Genomic DNA, 19,976 nt, shown 5'->3' with positions numbered 1-19,976 from the left:
GTTAGGTCACGCCACCGACGCCGGCGCCGGTGCGGTGCGGTGCTCGAGCCGTCGCCGTGGACGGTGCGTGGATGCCGGTCAACGGGCGGGCGCGCCCGTGGCGAACGGCGTGACCGCGGTCCAGTCGCGGACGGCGGCCAGCCGCTCTCGCGCGGCGGCGAGCTGCTCGGTCACGCGGACCGGGGCAGTGCCGCCGACGGCGTCGCGCGAGGCGAGCGAGCCGGCCACCGACAGCACGGAGCGCACGTCGGGGGTGAGGTGCTCGCTGAGGCGCGCGAGGTCGTCGTCGGTGAGGTCCCAGAGCTCGACGCCCCGCGACTCGCAGTCACGCACGCAGGCGCCGGCGACCTCGTGCGCGACCCGGAAGGGGACGCCCTGGCGCACGAGCCACTCCGCGACGTCGGTCGCGAGCGCGAAGCCCTGCGGCGCGAGCGACTCGAGGCGGTCGGTGTGGAACGTGAGGGTGGCGACCATGCCGGAGAAGGCCGGCAGCAGCACCTCGAGCGTGTCGACGGCGTCGAAGACCGGCTCCTTGTCCTCCTGCAGGTCGCGGTTGTACGCGAGGGGCAGGGCTTTGAGGGTCGTCAGCAGACCGGCGAGGTCACCGACGAGCCGACCGGCCTTGCCGCGGGCGAGCTCGGCGACGTCGGGGTTCTTCTTCTGCGGCATGATGCTCGACCCCGTCGAGTACGCGTCGTCGAGGGTGACGAAGGAGAACTCCTTGGTCGCCCACAGCACGACCTCCTCGGCGAGGCGGGAGATGTCGACGGCGGTCATCGCGGCGACGAAGGCGAACTCGGCCACGAAGTCGCGCGAGGCCGTGCCGTCGATCGAGTTCTCGACCGCGCGCGCGAAGCCGAGGTCACGGGCGACCGCCTCGGGGTCGAGCCCGAGCGAGGAGCCGGCGAGCGCGCCGGAGCCGTACGGGGACGCGTCGGTGCGGGCGTCCCAGTCACGGAGCCGGTCGACGTCGCGCAGCAGCGCCCACGCGTGGGCCAGTAGGTGGTGCGAGAGCAGCACGGGCTGGGCGTGCTGCAGGTGCGTGCGCCCCGGCATCGCCACCCCGAGGTGCGAGTTCGCCTGTGCAACGAGGGCATTGACGACGTCGAGCACGAGACCGCCCACCAGCCGGGCGTGCTCGCGCAGGTACATGCGGAATAGGGTGGCGACCTGGTCGTTGCGCGAACGCCCGGCCCGGAGGCGCCCGCCGAGGTCGACGCCGACCCGGTCGATGAGCCCGCGCTCCAGCGCGGTGTGGACGTCCTCGTCGTCGGGTGCCGGCGTGAAGGACCCCGAGCGGACGTCGGCCTCGAGCCGGTCGAGGCCGTCGAGCATGCCGTCGAGGTCGTCGTCGGCGAGCAGGCCTGCGGCGTGCAGCACCCGGGCGTGGGCGCGCGAGCCGGCGATGTCGTGGGGTGCCAGCCGCCAGTCGAAGTGGGTGCTCTTGGACAGGGCGGCGAGCGCCTGGTCGGGGCCGCCGCTGAACCGGCCGCCCCACAGGCTCACGCGCTCGTCGGCCGGGGCGTCGGCCGGTGCGGTGGCGGGGTCGGGGTGCGCGGTCATGGCGGGGTCCTCCAGCGGGGGTTCGGTCGGTGTCGGTCGGTGTCGGTCGGTCGGTGGGTGACGCCACGTGTCGATGGCGTGACGTCGCCAGTCGGGCGCGAGGGTCAGTCTGTCGTGCCGGACAGGGAGAGCAACCGCTCGAGCACGACGGCGGCGCGGTCGGGTGAGACCGCCGCGAGCATGATCGTGTCGTCGCCCGCGATGGTGCCGACGACGTCGGGGTCACGGGTCTGGTCGATGGCGATGGCGAGGTAGTTCGCCGCCCCCGGCGGAGTGCGCAGCACGACGAGGTTGCCGGCGAGCGAGGCGGAGACGAGGAGCTCCTCGACGGTCCGTCGCAGGCGGGCGCTCGCCCCGTCCCCGAGCGTGCCCGGGGCCGACTCCTCGCCCGTCCCGTCGCCCGGGACGGCGTAGACGAGGGCGCGGCCGCGTCGCACCTTGACCGCGCCGACCTCGACGAGGTCGCGCGACAGGGTCGCCTGGGTCACCTCGATGCCCTCGCCCGAGAGCAGGTCGGCCAGCTCGCCCTGGCTGTGCACCGGGTGCGCGTCGAGCAGCTCGACGACCCGCCTCTGCCGGTGGGCACGGCTCGTCACCGTGGCGCTCCCCCGCCGCGCGCGGCCTCGAGGATGCCGGGCAGGGCGTCGACGAAGCCCTCGAGCTCGCGGGCCGACACGACGAGCGGCGGGGCGAGGCGCAGCGCCGTCGGGGTGACGGCATTGACGATGAAGCCGGCCTCGCGGGCGGCCAGCATCGCGGTCGCGGCGTCGATCCCGTCGAGCTGCACGGCCCGCAGGAGGCCGCGCCCGCGGGTGCCGAGGACACCCGGGACTGACGCCACGGACGTCGCGGCGACGGCGTCGGGACGTGGCCTCTCGACGGTGCTCGCGGCGTCGGGACGTGGCCTCTCTACGGTCGGGGTGGGCGGGGCCACCCCGGTGGGGCCGAGGCGGTCGAGCACCGTGGCGACGTCGCGGACGTGCTCGAGCAGCCCGTCGCGCTCGATGGTGTCGATGACGGCGAGGCCGGCGGCGCAGGCGAGCGGGTTGCCGCCGAAGGTCGTGCCGTGCTGGCCGGCCGTCAGCAGTCCGGTGACGTCGGGGCCGAAGGTCACGAGCGCCCCGATCGGCACCCCGCCGCCGAGCCCCTTCGCTAGCGTCATCGCGTCGGGGACGACCCCGGAGCGGTGGTGGGCGAACCAGTCGCCCGTGCGCCCGATGCCCGTCTGGATCTCGTCGACGACGAGCAGCGCGCCGGCGCGCGTCGTGACCTCGCGGGCCAGGCGCAGGTAGTCGTCGCCGAGCGGCACGACGCCGGCCTCGCCCTGCACCGGTTCGAGGAACACCGCCGCCGTCTGCTCGTCGACGGCCCGGCGCAGCGCGTCGTGGTCGCCGGGCGGGACGAAGACGACGCCGGGCAGCAGCGGCTCGAACGGCTCGCGGTAGGCCGCCTTGTGCGTGAGGGCCAGCGCCCCGGTCGTGCGGCCGTGGAAGGAGCCCTCGAGCGCGACGATGCGGTGGCGACCGGTGCGCCGCGACAGCTTGACCGCCGCCTCGGTCGCCTCGGCGCCCGAGTTGGCGAAGAAGACCCCGGAGCCCGCGGGTGCGCGGCTGATCTCGAGCAGCCGCTCCGCGAGCTCGACGGCGGGACGGGTCGTGAAGAAGTTGGATACGTGGATGGCGGTCTCCGCCTGCTTCGCGACGGCCTGGACGAGCGCCGGGTGCCCGTGGCCGAGGGCGTTGACGGCGATGCCCGAGAGCAGGTCGAGATAGCGGCGCCCGTCGACGTCGGTCACCCAGCAGCCGTGGCCGGAGGCGAGCACGAGCTGCGGCGCGCCGAACACCTGCACCATCGACGCGGAGTAGCGGGCGAGCAGGTCGCTGTTCGCGGTCACGGTCCCACCTCGGAGTCGTCGGAGGTGTCACGAGCGACGGGGTCGTCATGAGCGCCGGCGTCGTCATGAGCGCCGGCGTCGTCGACAACGTCGACGGAGTCGTCGGGCAGCACCATCGTGCCGATGCCCTCGTCGGTGAAGATCTCGAGCAGGATCGAGTGCGGCGCCCGCCCGTCGACGACGTGCGTCTGCGGCACCCCGCCGTCGACCGCCCGGATGCAGGCCTCGAGCTTGGGCACCATGCCGTCGTCGACGCGGTCGAGCAGCCGCCGGGCGGCGTCGACGCGGATGCTCGAGAGCAGTGAGCCGCGGTCGGGCCAGTTCGCGTAGATGCCCTCGACATCGGTGAGCACGACGAGCTTCTCCGCCTGCAGGGCGACGGCGAGCGCCGCGGCGGCCGTGTCGGCGTTGACGTTGAGCACCTGACCGTCGACGTCGAGGTCGGGCGCGATCGTCGAGACGACGGGCACCCGGCCGGCGGCGAGGATGTCGAGCACCGCGGAGGGGTTGACGCTCTCGACGTCGCCGACGAGGCCGATGTCGACGAGCTCGCCGTCGACGACGGCGCCGCGGCGACGGGCACCCAGCAGGCCGGCATCCTCGCCGGAGAGGCCGACCGCGATGGGCCCGTGCTGGTTGAGCAGGCCGACGAGCTCGCGCCCGACCTGGCCGGTGAGCACCATGCGCACGACCTCCATGACCTCGGGGGTCGTGACGCGCAGGCCGCCCTTGAACTCACTGGTGAGGCCGAGCCGCGACAGCATGCTCTTGATCTGGGGGCCGCCGCCGTGCACGACGACGGGGCGCAGGCCGGCGTAGCGCAGGAAGGCGACGTCGTCGGCGAAGGCCCGCTTGAGGTCGTCGTCGAGCATGGCGTTGCCGCCGTACTTGATGACGACGAGCGCCCCGCGGAACCGCTCGAGCCACGGCAGCGCCTCGACGAGCGTGGCCGCCTTGCCCGCGGCCACACGCAGGGCGGCCGCGTCGATGAGCCCGCGCAGCTGCTGGCGCTGGTCGGCGGCCGTGGTCGGGACGGGGTCGGGGGTGCCGCTCACGTCGAGTACGCCGAGTTCTCGTGCACGTAGTCGTGCGTGAGGTCGTTGGTCCAGATCGTCGCCTCGTCGTCGCCGGCGTGCAGGTCGACCACGACGTGCACCTCGCGGCCGGTGAGGTCGACGAGCGAGCGGTCCTCGCCCACACCGCCACCGCGGCACACCTGCACGCCGTTCATCGCGACGTCGAGCGCGGCCGGGTCGAAGGTGGCCCGCGTCGTGCCCACGGCGGCGAGCACCCGCCCCCAGTTGGGGTCGTTGCCGAAGACGGCGCACTTGAAGAGGGTGTTGCGGGCCACGGCGCGGGCCACCTCGAGCGCGTCGTCGACGCTCGCGGCGCTGCGCACCGTGACGGCGATGTCGTGGGCCGCGCCCTCGGCGTCGGACACGAGCTGGCGGGCCAGGTCGGCGCAGACGGCCGTGACCGCCCGCGCCAGCGCGTCGGCGTCGGCCCGCTCCCCGGACGCGCCGGAGGCCATGACGAGGACGGTGTCGTTGGTCGACATGCAGGCGTCGGAGTCGACGCGGTCGAACGTCACGGCGGTCGCCGACCGCAGGGCCGCGTCGAGCTCGGCCTGGTCGACGACGGCGTCGGTCGTGAGCACGACGAGCATCGTCGCGAGTGCGGGGGCGAGCATGCCCGCCCCCTTCGCGAACCCCGAGACCGACCAGCCGGACGCCGGGTGGTGGGCCGTCTTGGGCACCGTGTCGGTCGTCATCACCGCGGTGGCCGCCTCGAGGTGGCCCGCCGGCGTGAGGGCGCCCGCCGCCGCGTCGACGCCCGCGAGCACGAGCGGCATGGGGAGCAGCTCGCCGATGAGCCCGGTCGAGCAGACGACGACGTCACCGCTCGACACCCCGAGCACGTCGGCCACGTGCTCGGCGGTGCGGTGGGTGTCGAGGAAGCCCTGGGCGCCGGTGCAGGCGTTGGCGCCACCGGAGTTCAGCACGACGGCGTCGACCCGGCCGTCACCCACGACGCCGCGCGACCACGTCACCGGCGCCGCCTCGACCCGGTTGGAGGTGAAGACCGCGGCTCCGTGGTGGTCGGGCCCGTCGTTGACGACGAGGGCGAGGTCGGGGCGCCCGCTCGCCTTGAGCCCGGCAGTGACCCCCGCCGCGCGGAAGCCGCGGGGCAGCTGCACGGCCGGCCCACCGGCATCCGGCGTCGTGGAGGTGACGGGGGCCGTGGACGGTTCGGGTGTCACGGGGCGACTCCGGTGAGGGGCAGGCCGAGGCCCTCGTCGAGACCGAGGGCGAGGTTGGCGCACTGGACGGCGGCACCGGCGGTGCCCTTGGTGAGGTTGTCGACCGCCGCGACGACGACGAGGCGCCGGGCGTGCTCGTCGACCGCGAGCTGGAGGTGGGCCGTGTTGCTGCCGAGCACGTTCGCGGTGCCGGGCCACTGACCCTCGGGGAGCACGTGCACGAAGGGCTCTGTGCCATAAGCGTTCTCGTAGACATCACGAACCTGCTCAGCGGTGACGCCGTCGACCAGGCGGGCGGTGCACGTCGCGAGGATGCCGCGTGGCATCGGCGCCAGCGTCGGCGTGAAGGACACCGTCACGGGGGCGCCCGCCGCCCGCGACAGGTTCTGCTCGATCTCGGGGGTGTGCCGGTGGCCGCCGCCCACGCCGTACGGCGACATCGAGCCCATCACCTCCGCGCCGAGCAAATGCGGCTTGAGTGACTTGCCCGCGCCCGAGGTGCCCGAGGCCGCGACGACGACGACGTCGTCGAGGGAGACGGTCCCGGAGCCGACGGCCGGGGCGAGCGCGAGGGTCACCGCGGTCGGGTAGCAGCCCGGCACGGCGATGCGGGTGCCGCCGGCGAGGAGCTCACGCTGGCGGCCGCCTGCGGGCAGCGGCAGCTCGGGCAGCCCGTAGGGCCACGACCCGGCGTGCGGGGTGTCGTAGAAGGTGGTCCACGCCGACCCGGACTCGAGCCTGAAGTCGGCGCCGCAGTCGACGACGACGACGTCGTCGGGCAGCGCTGCGGCCAGGGCGGCCGAGTGCCCGTGGGGCAGGGCGAGGAAGACGACGTCGTGCCCGGCGAGGACCTCGGGCGTCGTCGGCTCGAGCTTACGCCCGGCGAGGGGGGTCAGGTGCGGGTGGACGCCCCCGAGGAGTCCACCCGCACTGCTGCCGGCCGTGACGGCGCCCACCTCGAGCCCGGGGTGGGCGAGCAGGAGCCGGAGGATCTCGCCTCCGGCGTAGCCGCTCGCACCCGCCACTGCTGCCCTGATCATGATGCATGACTATACACGCTCGTGCATAGTTGTGCAGGCCACCCCACGGGAGGATGGCCCCATGCCCAGGCCCACGCTCCACCTCACCGTCGGGCTCCCGGGGGTCGGCAAGACCACCGAGGCCCGGCGGATCGCCGCCCGCGACCACCTGCTGCGCCTCACCCCCGACGAGTGGATGGCCCCGCTCTTCGGCCACTCCGACGCGGCGGGCAGGCGGAACATCCTCGAGGGGCGCTTCATCTGGGTGGCCCACGAGGTGCTGGCCGGCGGCTCGTCCGTCGTGCTCGACTTCGGCTGCTGGTCGCCCGAGGAGCGGTGGGCCGTCGCCGCCGTCGCCGCGGTGGCCGGGGCCGAGTACCGCCTCGTCCACCTCGAGCTGACGGAGGCGGAACGTCGCGCCCGGGCCGCCCGACGGTGGGTCGAGGCGCCCGACACGACGTTCGAGATGACCGACGCCCACCACGACCACTACCTCGCCTCGTTCGTGCCGCCGACGCCGGCCGAACGCGCCGGTGGTCCGCCTCCCGCCCCACCGGCGCCGTGCGAGGCCTGGCTCGAGTGGGCCTCGCAGCGGTGGCCCACCCTGCCGCGGCTCGATACTCCCCCGGCACGGAGCCCCGACCCCGACCGGTGACGCCAGCCGCGGCTCAGCGCTGCGTGGCCCCCGTCGCGGCCGTGGCCGCCGCGACCGCCGCGTCGCGGTAGCTGTTGACCTCCTCGGTCGTCAGGGTGCGGTCGGGCGCCCGGAAGGTCAGCCGGAAGGCGAGCGAGACGTGTCCGGGCTCGATGCCCTCCCCCTCGTAGACGTCGAAGAGGGTCACGCTCTCGAGCGCCTCGCCGGCGCCCTCGCGCAGGGACTGCTCGACCGCTGCCGCGGGGACGTCGGCGGAGACGAGCAGGGCGACGTCGGTCAGGGCCGGCGGGAAGGACGAGAACGGCTGCACCTGCACCGGCTGCTCGCTGGCCGCCGTGAGCACGTCGACGTCGAACTCCGCCGCGACGGTGCGCGGGGGCAGCTCGAGGGAGGCGAGCACCTTGGGGTGCAGCTCGCCGGCGTGCCCGACGAGGGTCCCGTCGACGAGCGTGATGCGGGCGCACCGGCCGGGGTGCCACGGGGCGTGGTCGGCGTCCGCCTCGACCCGTACCTCGACGGCGAGCGCGCGGGCGGCCGTCTGCACGACCGCGACCATGTCGCTCCAGTCGGCGGGGCGACCCGGACCCCACCAGCCGGCGGGCTCGGCCTGGCCGCAGGCGACGACGGCGGCGTGACGCGGCTGGTGCGGCACCGCGGCGTAGAGCGCGGCCAGCGACGCGGCATCCGGGCGGGTGCCCACGGGCAGCAGCGGTGCGGTGCCGACCGGGCCGCCGGGACGGAAGACGAGCCCGAGCTCGTAGAGCGCGACGTCGCGCTGGCCGCGCGCGACGTTGCGGCGCAGGGCGTCGACGAGCGTCGAGAGCACCGAGGTGCGCAGCAGCGGGCGCTCCTCCGAGAGCGGGTTGGCGAGGCGGACCGCGTGGCGGCGGTCGTCGTTCTCCGGCAGCCGCAGCGCGTCGGCCGAGCCCTCGCCGACGAAGGGGTAGGTGAGCACCTCGTCGTAGCCGGCGGCCGCGACGGCGTCGGCCACGCGCCGGCGCACCTGCTGGCCGTGGGTCAGCCCCTGCCCCTCGCTCGGGGTGGGCGTCACCGACGGGATGAGGTCGTAGCCGTCGATGCGGGCGACCTCCTCGGCGTAGTCGGGCGCGGGCGCGTCGCCGGCGAGGTCGGGGCGCCACGTCGGCGGGGTCACGAGCACGTGAGCCTCGTCGGTGCCGTCGCCGGTCTCGTCGACCGTGCAGCCGAGGTCGCGCAGGATGCCGACCACCCGGCCCCGCGGGTACGCGCGCCCGACGATGCGGCCGGGCTCCGTGACGTCGAGCAGGGCGGCCGCCGGGGGCTGCGTGCGGTCGACGTCGGTGACGCCCGGGTCGGCCGTGCCGCCGCCGTGCTCGACGAGCAGGTCGACGGCGAGCTGCGCCGCGGCCGCCGTGACCGCGGGGTCGACCCCGCGCTCGTAGCGCTTCGAGGCCTCGGTGACCAGCCGGTGGCGCCGCGAGCTGCGGGCCACCGTCGTGGCGTCGAAGTGGGCCGCCTCGACGAGGACGTCGGTCGTGACGTCGGTGACCTCGGACGACGCGCCGCCCATGAGCCCCGCGATGGCGAGCGGGCGCTCGCCGCCGTCGGTGATGAGCAGGTCGTCGGGGCTGAGGCGGCGCTCGACGTCGTCGAGGGTCGTCAGGCTCTCGCCGTCGCGGGCACGCCGCACGACGACGCGGCCCGAGAGGGTGTCGAGGTCGAAGGCGTGAAGCGGCTGGCCGACCGCGAGCATGACGTAGTTCGTCACGTCGACGGCGAGCGAGATCGGCCGCATCCCGGACTGCGTGAGCCGGCGCTGCATCCAGGCCGGCGAGGGTCGGGTCGGGTCGATGCCGCGCACGACCCGGGCCACGTAGCGGTCGCACCCGTCGCGCCCGTCGATCGGCGAGGTGTCGGTCAGCTCGACCGGGTACCCCGCCTCGTTGGCCGCGGGGGTCTCGACGGCGGCGGGGTCGCGGTAGCCACCGGCGGGGCTGCCGAGGCTGTGCCAGAACTCGCGGGCGAGGCCGCGCACCGACAGGCAGTAGCCGCGGTCGGGAGTCACGTTCGTCTCGACCGTCTCCTCGGCGAGGCCGAGCAGGGCGATGGCGTCGTCGCCGGGGCGCAGCTGCGACGCCTTCTCGTCGCCGAGCAGGCGCTGCAGCACGATGATGCCCTCGTGGTCGGTGCCGAGGCCGATCTCGTCCTCGGCACAGATCATCCCGTTCGAGACGTGGCCGTAGGTCTTGCGGGCGGCGATGGCGAAGCCGCCCGGGAGCACCGCCCCGGGCAGCACGACGACGACGAGGTCGCCCACCTCGAAGTTGTGCGCCCCGCAGACGATCTCCTGGTGCTTGCCCTCGGTCACCATCTGGCCGTGCTCGCCGACGTCGACGGTGCACCAGCGGATCGTCTTGCCGTTCTTCTGCGGCTCGGCGACGAGGTCGAGCACGCGTCCGACGACGAGCGGCCCGGTGAGGTCGCCGCCGTGGAGGTCCTCCTCCTCGAGCCCGACGGAAACGAGCCCCGCGGCGACGACGGCGCCCGTGGTGCCCTCGGGGAGGTCGGTGTACTCGGCGAGCCAGCTCAGCGGCATCCGCATCTCAGGCCCCCGTCCCGAACTGGCGCGAGAAGCGGACGTCGCCCTCGACCATCTCGTGCATCCCCTGCACCCCGTGGCGCAACATCAGTGCCCTCTCGATGCCGAGCCCGAAGGCGAACCCGGAGTAGACGTCGGGGTCGATGCCGCACGTGCGCAGCACCTTCCGGTTGACCATGCCCGAGCCGCCGAGCTCGATCCAGCCCGAGCCGCCGCACGTGCGGCACTGCTCGGGTGTCCCCCACGTCTCGGCGCCGTGGCACGCGAAGCAGAGGAAGTCGGTCTCCATGCTCGGCTCGGTGAAGGGGAAGTAGTTGGCCCGCACGCGGGTGCGCGTCTCGGCGCCGAACATGATGCGCACGAAGGCGTCGAGCGCACCGCGCAGGTGGGCCATCGTCAGCCCCTTGTCGATGGCGAGGCACTCGATCTGGTGGAAGACCGGCGTGTGCGTCGCGTCGAGGTCGTCGGTGCGGAACACCTTGCCCGGCGCCACGATGTAGATCGGCGGCTCCTGCTCGAGCATCGTGCGGATCTGCACCGGCGAGGTCTGGGTGCGCAGCACGAGGCCGCTGTCGACGGGGTCGAGGAAGAACGTGTCCTGCATCTGGCGCGCCGGGTGGTCGGGCCCGAGGTTGAGGGCGTCGAAGTTGAGCCACTCGCTCTCGAGCTCGGGGCCCTCGGCGACCTCCCAGCCCATGCCGACGAAGGCGTCGACGAGGCGCTGGGCGGTGAGCTCGATCGGATGCCGGGAGCCGGGGTGGCGACGGACGGCGGGCCTCGTCACGTCAACCTTCTCGTCGGTGAGGATGCGCTCGTCGCGCTCGGCCTCGAGCTCGACCTGACGGGAGGCGAGGGCCTTGCTCACCTGGCCGCGGGCCTGGCCGACCCGCTTGCCGGCCTCGGCCTTGGCGGTCGGGGGCAGCGCACCGATCTCGCGGTTGGCGAGGGCGAGGGGGCTCTTGTCGCCGGCGTGCGCGAGCCGCGCGGCCTTGAGCGCCTCGAGGTCGGTGGCACCGGCGATGGCGGCGAGTGCCTGCTCGACGGCGGCGTCGACGTTGGCCGGGTCGAGCGCCGAGACCTCGACGGGGTCGTAGTTCGTGTTCGGTCCGGACATCGGCGTGCGTTCGCTGCTCTCGTCGTCTGGGGCTGCTGGCTCTGCGGGGCCGCGGGCGGGGGGCCGCTCCGAGGCGCGCCAAGTCTATGGTCCGGGCCGACGGGGGCGCCTGCAGGTGTCAGCGCCGGCGCGCGGATGGAGGTAATGGGCGACCGCCTGGCGCGACGTGATACCTCCACCTGGACGAGTGGCATCCGGGTGGAGGTGATCGGCGACCACATTTCGCGACGGATTACCTCCACCCGCGCGGTCGGCCGCCTCGGGCGGGGTCAGGGGCCGACGAGGTCGGGCAGCCCGGACGGCAGCCGGACGACGAAGCGGGCGCCGCCGGTCTCGTTGCCGTCGGCCCAGACCGAACCGCCGTGGGCCTCGACCAGCCCCTTGACGACGTAGAGGCCGAGGCCGGTGCTCGCGTTGGACGGGCCGTGCCAGAACCGGCCGAAGACCTTCTCGCGGTGCTCCGGGGGGATGCCGTCGCCCTCGTCGTCGATCGTCACGGTCACCGCGTCGGGACGGTCGCTGCCGGTGCGTCCGCGGGCGTGCCCGTCGCCGTCGGCGTGGCCGTCGCGCTCGAGGGTGACGGTGACGACCCCGGACCCGTGGCGCAGCCCGTTCTCGACGAGGTTGTGGAACACCTGCTCGAGGCGGTCGGTGTCGGCCCACAGCTCGGGCAGCCCCTCCTGCTCGGCGCGGGTGCCGAGCCGCAGCTGCACCGACCCCGGCCGTCGGCCGAGCTCGTGGCGCAGGACGTGCCCCGTCAGCACGTCGTGCAGGTCGACCGGGCCGAGGCGCAGGCTCAGGGCGTGGGTGTCGAGCCGCGAGATGTCGAGCAGCTCGGTGATGAGGCGGGTGAGCCGGTTGGCGTCGGACTCGATCGTCTCGATCATCATCTTCTTCTGGGCGTCGGTGAACCGCTCCCAGCGTCGCAGCAGGCTGCTCGTGAAGCCGGCCACCGACGTCAGCGGCGCCCGCAGCTCGTGCGCGACGGTCGTCAGCACGGTGGCCTGGTCGCGCTCGGCCCGCAGCCGGGCCTCGGCGTCGCGCAGACCGAGCATGACCCGCTCGACCGGCCCGCCGCGGTCAGCGCGCAGGTAGCGGGCCGTGACGAGCAGGTCGTTGCCGGCGGGGCCGACGAGCAGCTTCTCGCGGTGGCCGGTGCGGGTGGTGAGCCCTCCCCACGGGTCGGTGTGCGCCCACCAGTCGCGGCCGTACTTGTCCCGCAGGGTCAGACCCTCCGAGACCGGCCGGTCGAGGATCTCGGCCGGCGTCCGCTCGAGGATGCGCAGGGCCTCGCCGTTCGCGAAGCGGACGACGCGGTCACCCCCGACGACGACGAGGCCGTCGGGCAGCAGCTCGCCCATCGCGCCGAGCTGGGCCAGCTCGGCGGCCGTGTCGGGCAGGGCACCGGGACGCCCCGACCGGTGGTCGGTGCGGTGCACGACCTCCTCGTCGTCCGGGCCCATGCTCCCGACCCTAGCCGCGCCCGCCGACGCCGACGTCGCTGCCGGCCTCGGTGCCGACCGGGGTGTCGCCGCGGCCGTCGGGGTGCCGGGCGCCCGCGGAGGCGTAGAGGCAGACCGTGGCGGCCATCGCGAGGTTGAGCGACTCGGCGTGACCGTGGATCGGCACGCGCACGACCTCTTCGCACTGCGCGCGCAGCGGTTCGGGCAGACCCCACGCCTCGTTGCCCATGACCCAGGCGTGCGACCGGTCGAGGTCGACCTCGGGCAGCAGGGTCGTGCCCGCGCCGTCGGCGGCGAGCAGCGCCACCCCACGGGCGCGCAGCCCGTCGAGGATCTCGGTCACCGGCGCCCCCACGCTCACGGGCAGGTGCCACAGCGAGCCGGCGGTGGAGCGGACAACCTTGGGGTTGTACAGCTCGACGCTCGCGTCGCTGACCACGACGGCATCCGCCCCCGCGGCGTCCGCACCCCGGATGACGGTGCCGGCGTTGCCGGGGTCGCGCACGTGGGTCAGGACGAGGACGAGGGCGCGCTCGGGAAGCCCGTCGAGCACCTCGTCGAGCGGTCGGTCGACGGCCCGGCAGACGGCGACGAGCCCCTGAGGGCTCTCGGTGTCGACCATCGCGGCCAGCACCTCGGGGGCGGTGTCGTGCACCGTCACCCCCGCCGCGCGGGCCGCGTCGACGATGGCCGGATGCCGGTCGGCCGCCTCGGGCGTGACGTAGACGTCGCGCACCGCGTCGGGTCGGTGGCGCAGCGCCTCCCGCACCGACTGCGGCCCCTCGGCGACGAACTCGCCGGAGCGGGAACGCACCGAGCGCCGGGACAGCGCCCGTACCGCCTTCACCCGATCGGATCGGGGGTTGGTCAGCACGGGGTGTCCCGGCGCTCGGGGTGTGACGTGGAGTCCGTCGGAGTCGGGATGACTCAGGCGGCGTCGCCGGCGGCGGCCTTGTCGGCCTGCGCGGGCACGTTGGCGCGCGAGAGCTCGACGAGGGCGGCGAAGGCCGGGGCGTCGTTGACGGCGAGGTCCGCGAGGATCTTGCGGTCGACCTCGACACCAGCGGCCTTGAGGCCCTGCATGAAGCGGTTGTAGGTCATGCCGTTGGCGCGGGCCGCGGCGTTGATGCGCTGGATCCAGAGGCGACGGAAGTCGCCCTTGCGGGCCCGGCGGTCACGGTAGGCGTAGCCGAGCGAGTGGGTGACCTGCTCCTTGGCCTTGCGGTAGAGCCGCGAGCGCTGACCGCGGTAGCCGCTGGCCCGCTCGAGGACGACCCGACGCTTCTTCTGGGCGTTGACCGCCCGCTTCACGCGTGCCACGTGAATACTCCTTCTCTGCTTGGTGCTGCTGGCGTACCGAGAGAGCCCGGTTGCTCAGCGAGGTGCTGATCGGTGGGGGTCTCGGCTCACTTGCCGAGGAGCTTCTTGGCCTTCTTGGCGTCCGGCTTGGCGAGCTCGACGTCGTTCGCGATCGAACGCATCTTCTTGCTCGACTTGTGCTCGAGCAGGTGGCGACCGCCGGCCTGCTCGCGCATCACCTTGCCGGTGCCGGTGAGGCGGAACCGCTTCTTCGCACCGCTGTGCGTCTTCATCTTCGGCATGGCCGATCTCCTTGTCGTGCTGTCGTGTCTGCTGCGATGTCGACCGCAGCGGGGTGCGTGGGGTCATGTCGGGGGTCATGTCGGGGGCCGGTGAGGGCCCGCGTCACTCGGCCGAGGCGGTCTCCTGCTCGGCAGCGCGCTGCTCGGCCGCGGCCTGGGCCTCGGGGTCCGGGATGCCGGTGGCGCCCTCGGATCTTTCGGACCGCTCCTCTTCACGGGTGCGGCGCTGCTCGGCCTTGGCCTCGGCCTTCTTCCTGGTCGGGCCGATGACCATGATCATGTTGCGGCCGTCCTGCTTGGGGGCCGACTCGACGAAGCCGAGCTCGACGATGTCCTCCGCGAGGCGCTCGAGCAGTCGACGGCCCAGCTCGGGACGGCTCTGCTCGCGGCCACGGAACATGATCGTCACCTTGACCTTGTCGCCCGCCTTGAGGAACCGCTCGACGTGGCCCTTCTTCGTGCCGTAGTCGTGCGGGTCGATCTTCGGGCGGAGCTTGATCTCCTTGATGACCGTGTTGACCTGGTTCTTGCGTGCTTCACGGGCCTTCAGCGCTGCTTCGTACTTGAACTTGCCGAAGTCCATGAGCTTGGCGACGGGCGGCTTGGCCATGGGGGCGACCTCGACGAGATCGAGGTTCGCCTCCTCGGCCAGGCGCAGCGCGTCCTCGACGCGCACGATGCCGACCTGCTCGCCGTTCGGGCCGACCAAGCGCACTTCCGGGACCCGGATGCGCTCGTTGATGCGAGGCTCGCTGATGTGGTGCTCCTTAGCTCGTGTGATGGACCTGCGGGGGGGTTGCCTGCCCGGTTCCGTGGCCAGCAACGGAAAAAGGGCCCCCCGTGCGTGCACGAGAAGCCCTCTGGGTGTCGGATGCCGGCACAGCAGGGCTGTGCGACACACGGCTCTCCGGTCGTCACGGGGACGGTCGTCGAGCAGACCCGGTACCCGGCAGCCGTGAGGCCGACGCGGGTGGAAGCGAGCTTCTCTTGGCACGTCGTGGACACGGAGATCCGTGACCGCGACTGGTCAGTTGTCAATGGTAGCAGCCGGGCGGCTGCGGTCCGAATCGCGCGACGGCGCCGGCGACCCGACGGGCTCCGACCGCCGGCCGTCGCGCCGGGCCAGGCTGCGCTGCGAGAGGGCGCCGACGAGGGCGACCAGCACCCCGACCACGCCGACGACGAGGAAGCCCGTGCGCCAGCCGCCGTGGTCGATGGCGAAGCCCGCCACGGGGGCGCCGACCGCCGAGCCGGCGGTCATGGCCGAGCCGTGCCATCCCATCATCTCGCCGCGGAAACGCTCGGGGACGGCACGGCTCAGCTGCTCGACGGTCGCGGTGATGGTGGGGGCGCAGAAGATGCCCGAGACGGTGATGAGCACCGCGAAGCTCGGCACGCCGACGGCGAGAGCGACCGGGGCGGTCGTGGCGGCGAGGCCGCCCAGCAGCCAGAAGGCTGAGAAGGAGCGGTGCCACGCGCCGTAGACGAGGCCGCCGACCAGCGACCCGCCGCCCCACAGGGCGAGGATCCAGCCGATGGAGGTCGTGGCGTCGAACGAGCGGAGCGCCGCGACGATGGCGACGTCGGTGCCGCTCAGCACGAGGGTGGAGCACAGGGCGGCGAGGTAGATGGCGGCCACCGGCACGGTGACGAAGCCGCGCCAGACCCGGCCTGCAGCGGGCTCGTCGGCGACGTCGTCACGCCCCGCCGCGACCCCCGTGGCGTCGGCGGTGGCGTCGGCGGTGGCGTCGGCGGTGGCGTCGGCGGTGGCGTCGGGCACACCGGCATCCGGGGTGGCGAGGCGCGCGTCGTCGCTCCTGACGGCCGGGTTGACGACGAAGAGGACGAAGCCGGCGGCGACAGCGGCCATCTCGCACCCGAAGAGGGCCCAGCCGGTGCTGTAGGACGTGGCGGCCCAGACGCCGAGGGCGGGCCCGGCCATGAAGGCGAGCTCGGTCGCGGCCGAGTCGAGCGAGAGCGCGGTGCGGCGCTGGTGGTCGGGCACGGACCGGATGATGACCTGGCGCAGGATCGAGAAGGTCGGGACGACGAAGAGGCCGGCGAGGGCCGCGAGCCCCATGAGCGGCAGGTAGTCGACCCACGGGGCGATCGACCAGCAGACCGCCTGCACGACGAGCGACGGCGCGACGGTGCGGCGCAGGCCGAGGCGGTCGAGGAGGCGACCGCGCCACGGCCCGGAGATCGCGATCGCGATGGTGGCGGCGGCGCTGAGCAGCCCGGCCGCGCCGTAGCTGCGCCCGAGCGAGGTGACGACGTGCAGGGTGAGCAGGACGGTGCCCGCGAACATCGGGATGCGGATGAGCAGGCCGAGCAGCAACGCGTTGCGGGTGTCGCGGATCGCGAGCACGTGACGGTACTGCCCGAGATCCATGCGCCCACCCTGTCACCCACCACCGACAGCGCGCACCCGGGTTCTTCGCCACGGCGCCGACCTGCCGCCGACCGCCGCTCTTGTCAGCCGACGGGTCGGAGGAGAAGGGTGGGCGCGGACGAGAGAGGTGGCCCATGGCGAAGACGCCCGGCAGGTCAGAGCTCCCCCCGGCGCCCGCGCCGGACTCGGTGAGCGACATCCGCAACGTCGTGCTCGTCGGGCCGGGCGGCGCCGGCAAGAGCGCCCTCCTCGACGCGCTGCTCGCCGCGCTGGTACCGGGTCATCGCGCCGGCGCCGAGGTGCACGTGCGCACGACGACGCTCGTCGCGGCCGCGGTGCAGAGCGAGGGCGTGACGCTCAACCTGCTCGACACCCCCGGGTTCCCCGACTTCGTCGGTGAGCTGCGCGCAGGGCTGAGGGCGGCCGACGCCGCGGTCTTCGTCGTCTCGGCCGCCGACGACGTCGACCGGACGGTGTCGCTGCTGTGGCGTGAGTGCGCCGCCGTCGGGATGCCGCGGGCCGTGGCCGTCACGCACCTCGACCAGCCGCGCTCCGACTTCGCCGAGACCGTGCAGCGGTGCCGTCTCGCCTTCGGCGACGTGCGCGCCACGCACTGGCCGGTGACCGACCAGGGCCGGCTCACCGACGTGACCGGCCTGCTCACCGGCGACGCCGACGGCCTCGGCGACGACGCGGCGGACGCCCGCTCTGCCCTCGTCGAGTCGGTCATCGAGCAGGCCGAGGACGACGAGCTGCTCGACCGCTACCTCGAGGGTGGCGCGGTCGACGTCGAGGCCCTCGTCGCCGACGTCCGTCGGGCGGTGTGCCTGGGCACCTTCTTCCCGGTGCTGCCCGTGTCGCCGCCGACCGGGGTGGGCGTCGAGCAGCTGCTCGGGCTCGTGCGCCGGGCCTTCCCCGACCCCACGGTGCACCCGCTGCCGGACGTCACGACGCCCGCCGGGCGCGCCGTCGGCGGGGTGACCTGCGACCCGGCCCAACCGCTCGTGGCGGAGGTCGTGCGCACGACGACGGACCCCTACGTCGGCCGCCTGTCCCTCGTGCGCGTCTTCTCCGGCACGCTGCGGGTCGACGAGCCGGTGCACGTCTCGGGCCACCTCGGTGACTTCGTCGGCCACGACGTGCCCGGTCACCCCTCCCACGACGACGACGAGCGGGTGGGCCCGCTCGGCTCCCCCTACCTCGACGCCCACCGTCCTCGCGGCACCGTCACGGCCGGCGACCTCGCCCTCGTGTCGAAGCTGCAGCGGGCCGAGACCTCCGACACCCTGTCGTCGCCCGACCGGCCGGTGGTCGTGGCCCCCTGGCTGCTGCCCGAGCCGCTGCTGCCCGTGGCCGTGCGCGCCGCCACGAAGAGCGACGACGACCGCCTCGCCGGGGCCCTCGCCCGCATCGTCGCCGAGGACGTCACGGTGCGCATGGAGCACGACGCCGAGAACGACCAGATCGTGCTCTGGACGATGGGCCAGGCCCACGTCGACGACCTGCTCGCCCGGCTGTCCGAGCGGCACAGCGTGACGGTGACGTCCGAGCCGTACCGGACCGCCCTGCGCGAGACGTTCGTGCGGTCGTGCCGCTCGCAGGGCCGGCACGTCAAGCAGTCGGGCGGTCACGGCCAGTACGCCGTGTGCACCCTCGAGGTCGAGCCGCTGCCGCGGGGCGCGGGCGTCGAGTTCGTCGACCGCGTCGTGGGCGGGTCGGTGCCGCGCCAGTTCGTGGCCTCCGTCGAGAAGGGGGTGCGGGCGCAGCTCGACCGGGGCGTGCTCACCGGTCACCCCGTCGTCGACGTCCGGGTGACGCTCGTCGACGGCAAGGCGCACTCGGTCGACTCGTCCGACGTCGCCTTCCAGACCGCGGCAGCGATCGCGCTCAAGGATGCCGCGGACGCGTCGACCGTGGCGTTGCTCGAGCCCGTCGACCGCGTCTGCGTGACGACGGCCGACGAGCACCTGGGCGCCGTCATGGCCGACCTGCGCGGGCGCCGGGGCCACGTCGTCGGCACCGAGCCGGTGATGGCCGGGTCGGGCGGAGGCTCCCCGGCATCCGCCGCGGGGGCGGGCGCCGACACCGACGGAGGGTGGACCCTCGTGCACGCCGAGGTCCCCGCCGCCGAGCTGTCGCGCTACCCGATCGACCTGCGCTCGGTCTCGCACGGCACGGGCTCGTTCACCCGGGAGCCGTTGCGCCTCGAGCTGCTGCCGCCCGACCGCGCCCGGGACCTGCTGCCGCAGCAGTCGCGCTGAGCCGCGTGCGACGAGGGGCCGGGCTCGTGATGAGCCCGGCCCCTCGACACCGGCGGTCACGCCGGGAACACCGGTCCGTCAGAGACGGACGAGCATCTTGCCGGTGTTGGCACCCTTGAGGACACCGAGGAAGGCCTCGACGGCGTGGTCGATGCCGTCGACGAAGGTCTCGCGCGAGGTGAGCGAGCCGTCGGCCAGCCAGCCGGCCGCCTGCTGGGCGTACTCGTCCGCGAGGTCGCCGTGGTCGCCCACGAGGAAGCCCTCGATGCGGCCACGGGTCTGGATGAGGCGCGCGAGGTTGCGGGGGCCCGGGGCGGGCTCGGTGTCGTTGTAGACCGAGATCATCCCGCAGACGGCGATGCGGCCGCCGAGGCGCAGCGACCCGACGGCGGCCTCGAGGTGCTCACCGCCGACGTTGTCGAAGTACACGTCGATGCCGTCGGGAGCGGCCTCGCGCAGCAGGTCGGAGACCTTGCCGTCCTTGTAGTTGAACGCGGCGTCGAAGCCGAGGTCGGTGACGAGGTGGTCGACCTTCTCCTGCGAGCCGGCGCTGCCGATGACGCGGGAGGCGCCGAGGGCCTTGGCGACCTGGCCGACGACGGAGCCCACGGCCCCGGCGGCGCCCGAGACGAAGACGACGTCGCCCGGCTTCATGCCGGCCACGCGGGTCAGGCCCGCGTAGGCGGTCAGCCCTGTCATGCCGAGCACGCCGAGGTAGGCCGAGACGGGGGCGGCGTCGGTGTCGACGACGCGCACGGCGGAGGCGTCGACGACGGCCTCCTCGCGCCAGCCCAGACCGTGCAGGACGTGCGCCCCGACCGGCACCGCGTCGGCCCGCGACTCGACGACCTCGCCGACGGCGCCGCCGGTCATGGCCTCACCGAGCTCGTACGGCGCGGCGTAGGACTTGGCGGCGCTCATGCGACCGCGCATGTACGGGTCGACCGACATGACGAGGTTGCGCACGCGCACCTGCCCGTCGGCGAGCTCGACCGGCTCGGTGTCGGCGAGCGCGAAGTCGCTCGGCTCGGGCCAGCCGACGGGGCGCGAGACGAGCCGCACCTCGCGGGGGGCCTGGGTGGTGCCGGCCGCATCAGTCGACGTGGCAGTGGGGTCGGGGGTGGTGTCGGGGGTGGTGTCGGTGCTCATGGTTCTCCTTCGCGTGGGTGTTCGCGT

Annotated in this window: 17 protein-coding genes; 2 read left to right on the top strand and 15 right to left on the bottom strand. The window is 74.0% G+C overall.

From position 1 onward, the window contains the following. Positions 1-78 precede the first annotated feature (78 nt). From argH to argC, 6 genes are all read right to left on the bottom strand, one after another. Complete coding sequence (gene argH / locus DFJ68_RS03205; protein ID WP_121030962.1) at positions 79-1,563, bottom strand: argininosuccinate lyase; 1,485 nt, start codon at positions 1,561-1,563, stop codon at positions 79-81. A 104-nt stretch (positions 1,564-1,667) separates the two neighbouring features. Further along, positions 1,668-2,159, bottom strand: coding sequence for an arginine repressor (gene argR / locus DFJ68_RS03200; RefSeq protein WP_121030960.1), 492 nt, complete (start codon positions 2,157-2,159; stop codon positions 1,668-1,670). Next, complete coding sequence (locus tag DFJ68_RS03195; RefSeq protein ID WP_121030958.1) at positions 2,156-3,457, bottom strand: acetylornithine transaminase; 1,302 nt, start codon at positions 3,455-3,457, stop codon at positions 2,156-2,158. Before DFJ68_RS03195 ends, argR begins: the two co-directional genes overlap by 4 nt. After that, entirely contained in the window at positions 3,454-4,458 is a 1,005-nt protein-coding gene (gene argB, locus DFJ68_RS03190) for an acetylglutamate kinase (protein WP_121035035.1), read from the bottom strand. Before argB ends, DFJ68_RS03195 begins: the two co-directional genes overlap by 4 nt. Positions 4,459-4,508: 50 nt before the next feature. Next, positions 4,509-5,654: a bifunctional glutamate N-acetyltransferase/amino-acid acetyltransferase ArgJ gene (gene argJ / locus DFJ68_RS03185; protein ID WP_121035034.1), complete on the bottom strand. Its 1,146-nt coding sequence runs from the start codon at positions 5,652-5,654 to the stop codon at positions 4,509-4,511. Positions 5,655-5,713: 59 nt separating this feature from the next. Next, positions 5,714-6,757, bottom strand: a complete 1,044-nt coding sequence (gene argC, locus DFJ68_RS03180; RefSeq protein ID WP_211333254.1) for an N-acetyl-gamma-glutamyl-phosphate reductase — start codon at positions 6,755-6,757, stop codon at positions 5,714-5,716. Between the two features lie 61 nt (positions 6,758-6,818). Here argC and DFJ68_RS03175 point away from each other — a divergent pair, with 61 nt between their 5' ends. Continuing rightward, entirely contained in the window at positions 6,819-7,391 is a 573-nt protein-coding gene (locus tag DFJ68_RS03175) for a P-loop nucleotide/nucleoside kinase family protein (protein WP_170165691.1), read from the top strand. Between the two features lie 13 nt (positions 7,392-7,404). Here DFJ68_RS03175 and pheT read toward each other — a convergent pair whose 3' ends face one another. The 8 genes from pheT to DFJ68_RS03135 form a co-directional block, all read right to left on the bottom strand. Then, positions 7,405-9,972: a phenylalanine--tRNA ligase subunit beta gene (pheT, locus tag DFJ68_RS03170; protein ID WP_121030952.1), complete on the bottom strand. Its 2,568-nt coding sequence runs from the start codon at positions 9,970-9,972 to the stop codon at positions 7,405-7,407. A 1-nt stretch (position 9,973) separates the two neighbouring features. Beyond that, complete coding sequence (gene pheS, locus DFJ68_RS03165) at positions 9,974-11,083, bottom strand: phenylalanine--tRNA ligase subunit alpha (RefSeq protein WP_121030949.1); 1,110 nt, start codon at positions 11,081-11,083, stop codon at positions 9,974-9,976. A 269-nt stretch (positions 11,084-11,352) separates the two neighbouring features. Next, a complete protein-coding gene (locus tag DFJ68_RS03160; RefSeq protein ID WP_121030947.1) occupies positions 11,353-12,546 on the bottom strand; it encodes a sensor histidine kinase in 1,194 nt (397 codons plus the stop codon). A 10-nt stretch (positions 12,547-12,556) separates the two neighbouring features. Continuing rightward, complete coding sequence (locus DFJ68_RS03155) at positions 12,557-13,420, bottom strand: TrmH family RNA methyltransferase (protein WP_121030945.1); 864 nt, start codon at positions 13,418-13,420, stop codon at positions 12,557-12,559. 53 nt (positions 13,421-13,473) lie between these two features. Beyond that, complete coding sequence (gene rplT, locus DFJ68_RS03150) at positions 13,474-13,866, bottom strand: 50S ribosomal protein L20 (protein WP_121030943.1); 393 nt, start codon at positions 13,864-13,866, stop codon at positions 13,474-13,476. A gap of 86 nt (positions 13,867-13,952) precedes the next feature. Continuing rightward, positions 13,953-14,147 (bottom strand): 50S ribosomal protein L35, encoded by a 195-nt coding sequence (gene rpmI, locus DFJ68_RS03145; RefSeq protein ID WP_020144695.1) that lies wholly within the window; start codon positions 14,145-14,147, stop codon positions 13,953-13,955. Positions 14,148-14,250: 103 nt separating this feature from the next. Further along, positions 14,251-14,862, bottom strand: coding sequence for a translation initiation factor IF-3 (infC, locus tag DFJ68_RS03140; RefSeq protein ID WP_420823647.1), 612 nt, complete (start codon positions 14,860-14,862; stop codon positions 14,251-14,253). A 312-nt stretch (positions 14,863-15,174) separates the two neighbouring features. Further along, positions 15,175-16,539 carry an MFS transporter gene (locus DFJ68_RS03135; protein ID WP_121030940.1) on the bottom strand — a complete coding sequence of 455 codons (1,365 nt, stop codon included), beginning with the start codon at positions 16,537-16,539 and terminating at the stop codon, positions 15,175-15,177. A 134-nt stretch (positions 16,540-16,673) separates the two neighbouring features. Here DFJ68_RS03135 and DFJ68_RS03130 point away from each other — a divergent pair, with 134 nt between their 5' ends. After that, the gene (locus tag DFJ68_RS03130) at positions 16,674-18,800 is read left to right on the top strand and encodes an elongation factor G (RefSeq protein ID WP_121030938.1); all 2,127 of its coding nucleotides are present in this window, start codon (positions 16,674-16,676) and stop codon (positions 18,798-18,800) included. Between the two features lie 78 nt (positions 18,801-18,878). On the opposite strand, the gene DFJ68_RS03125 is transcribed toward DFJ68_RS03130, so the two are convergent. Further along, positions 18,879-19,949, bottom strand: coding sequence for an NADP-dependent oxidoreductase (locus tag DFJ68_RS03125; RefSeq protein ID WP_121030936.1), 1,071 nt, complete (start codon positions 19,947-19,949; stop codon positions 18,879-18,881). Positions 19,950-19,976 lie beyond the last annotated feature (27 nt).

Source organism: Terracoccus luteus (assembly GCF_003635045.1).
GTDB lineage: Bacteria > Actinomycetota > Actinomycetes > Actinomycetales > Dermatophilaceae > Terracoccus > Terracoccus luteus.
The sequence above is the reverse complement of the archived record's forward strand: the minus strand, read 5'-3'. Positions and strand labels throughout refer to the sequence as shown.

Coding starts and splice junctions, on each gene's coding strand:
- rpmI (WP_020144695.1), bottom strand. CDS start 14,147: ATGCCGAAGATGAAGACGCACAGCGGTGCGAAGAAGCGGTTCCGCCTC.
- pheS (WP_121030949.1), bottom strand. CDS start 11,083: ATGTCCGGACCGAACACGAACTACGACCCCGTCGAGGTCTCGGCGCTC.
- pheT (WP_121030952.1), bottom strand. CDS start 9,972: ATGCGGATGCCGCTGAGCTGGCTCGCCGAGTACACCGACCTCCCCGAG.
- argH (WP_121030962.1), bottom strand. CDS start 1,563: ATGACCGCGCACCCCGACCCCGCCACCGCACCGGCCGACGCCCCGGCC.
- DFJ68_RS03125 (WP_121030936.1), bottom strand. CDS start 19,949: ATGAGCACCGACACCACCCCCGACACCACCCCCGACCCCACTGCCACG.
- DFJ68_RS03130 (WP_121030938.1), top strand. CDS start 16,674: ATGGCGAAGACGCCCGGCAGGTCAGAGCTCCCCCCGGCGCCCGCGCCG.
- DFJ68_RS03135 (WP_121030940.1), bottom strand. CDS start 16,539: ATGGATCTCGGGCAGTACCGTCACGTGCTCGCGATCCGCGACACCCGC.
- DFJ68_RS03160 (WP_121030947.1), bottom strand. CDS start 12,546: ATGGGCCCGGACGACGAGGAGGTCGTGCACCGCACCGACCACCGGTCG.
- argC (WP_211333254.1), bottom strand. CDS start 6,757: ATGATCAGGGCAGCAGTGGCGGGTGCGAGCGGCTACGCCGGAGGCGAG.
- DFJ68_RS03175 (WP_170165691.1), top strand. CDS start 6,819: ATGCCCAGGCCCACGCTCCACCTCACCGTCGGGCTCCCGGGGGTCGGC.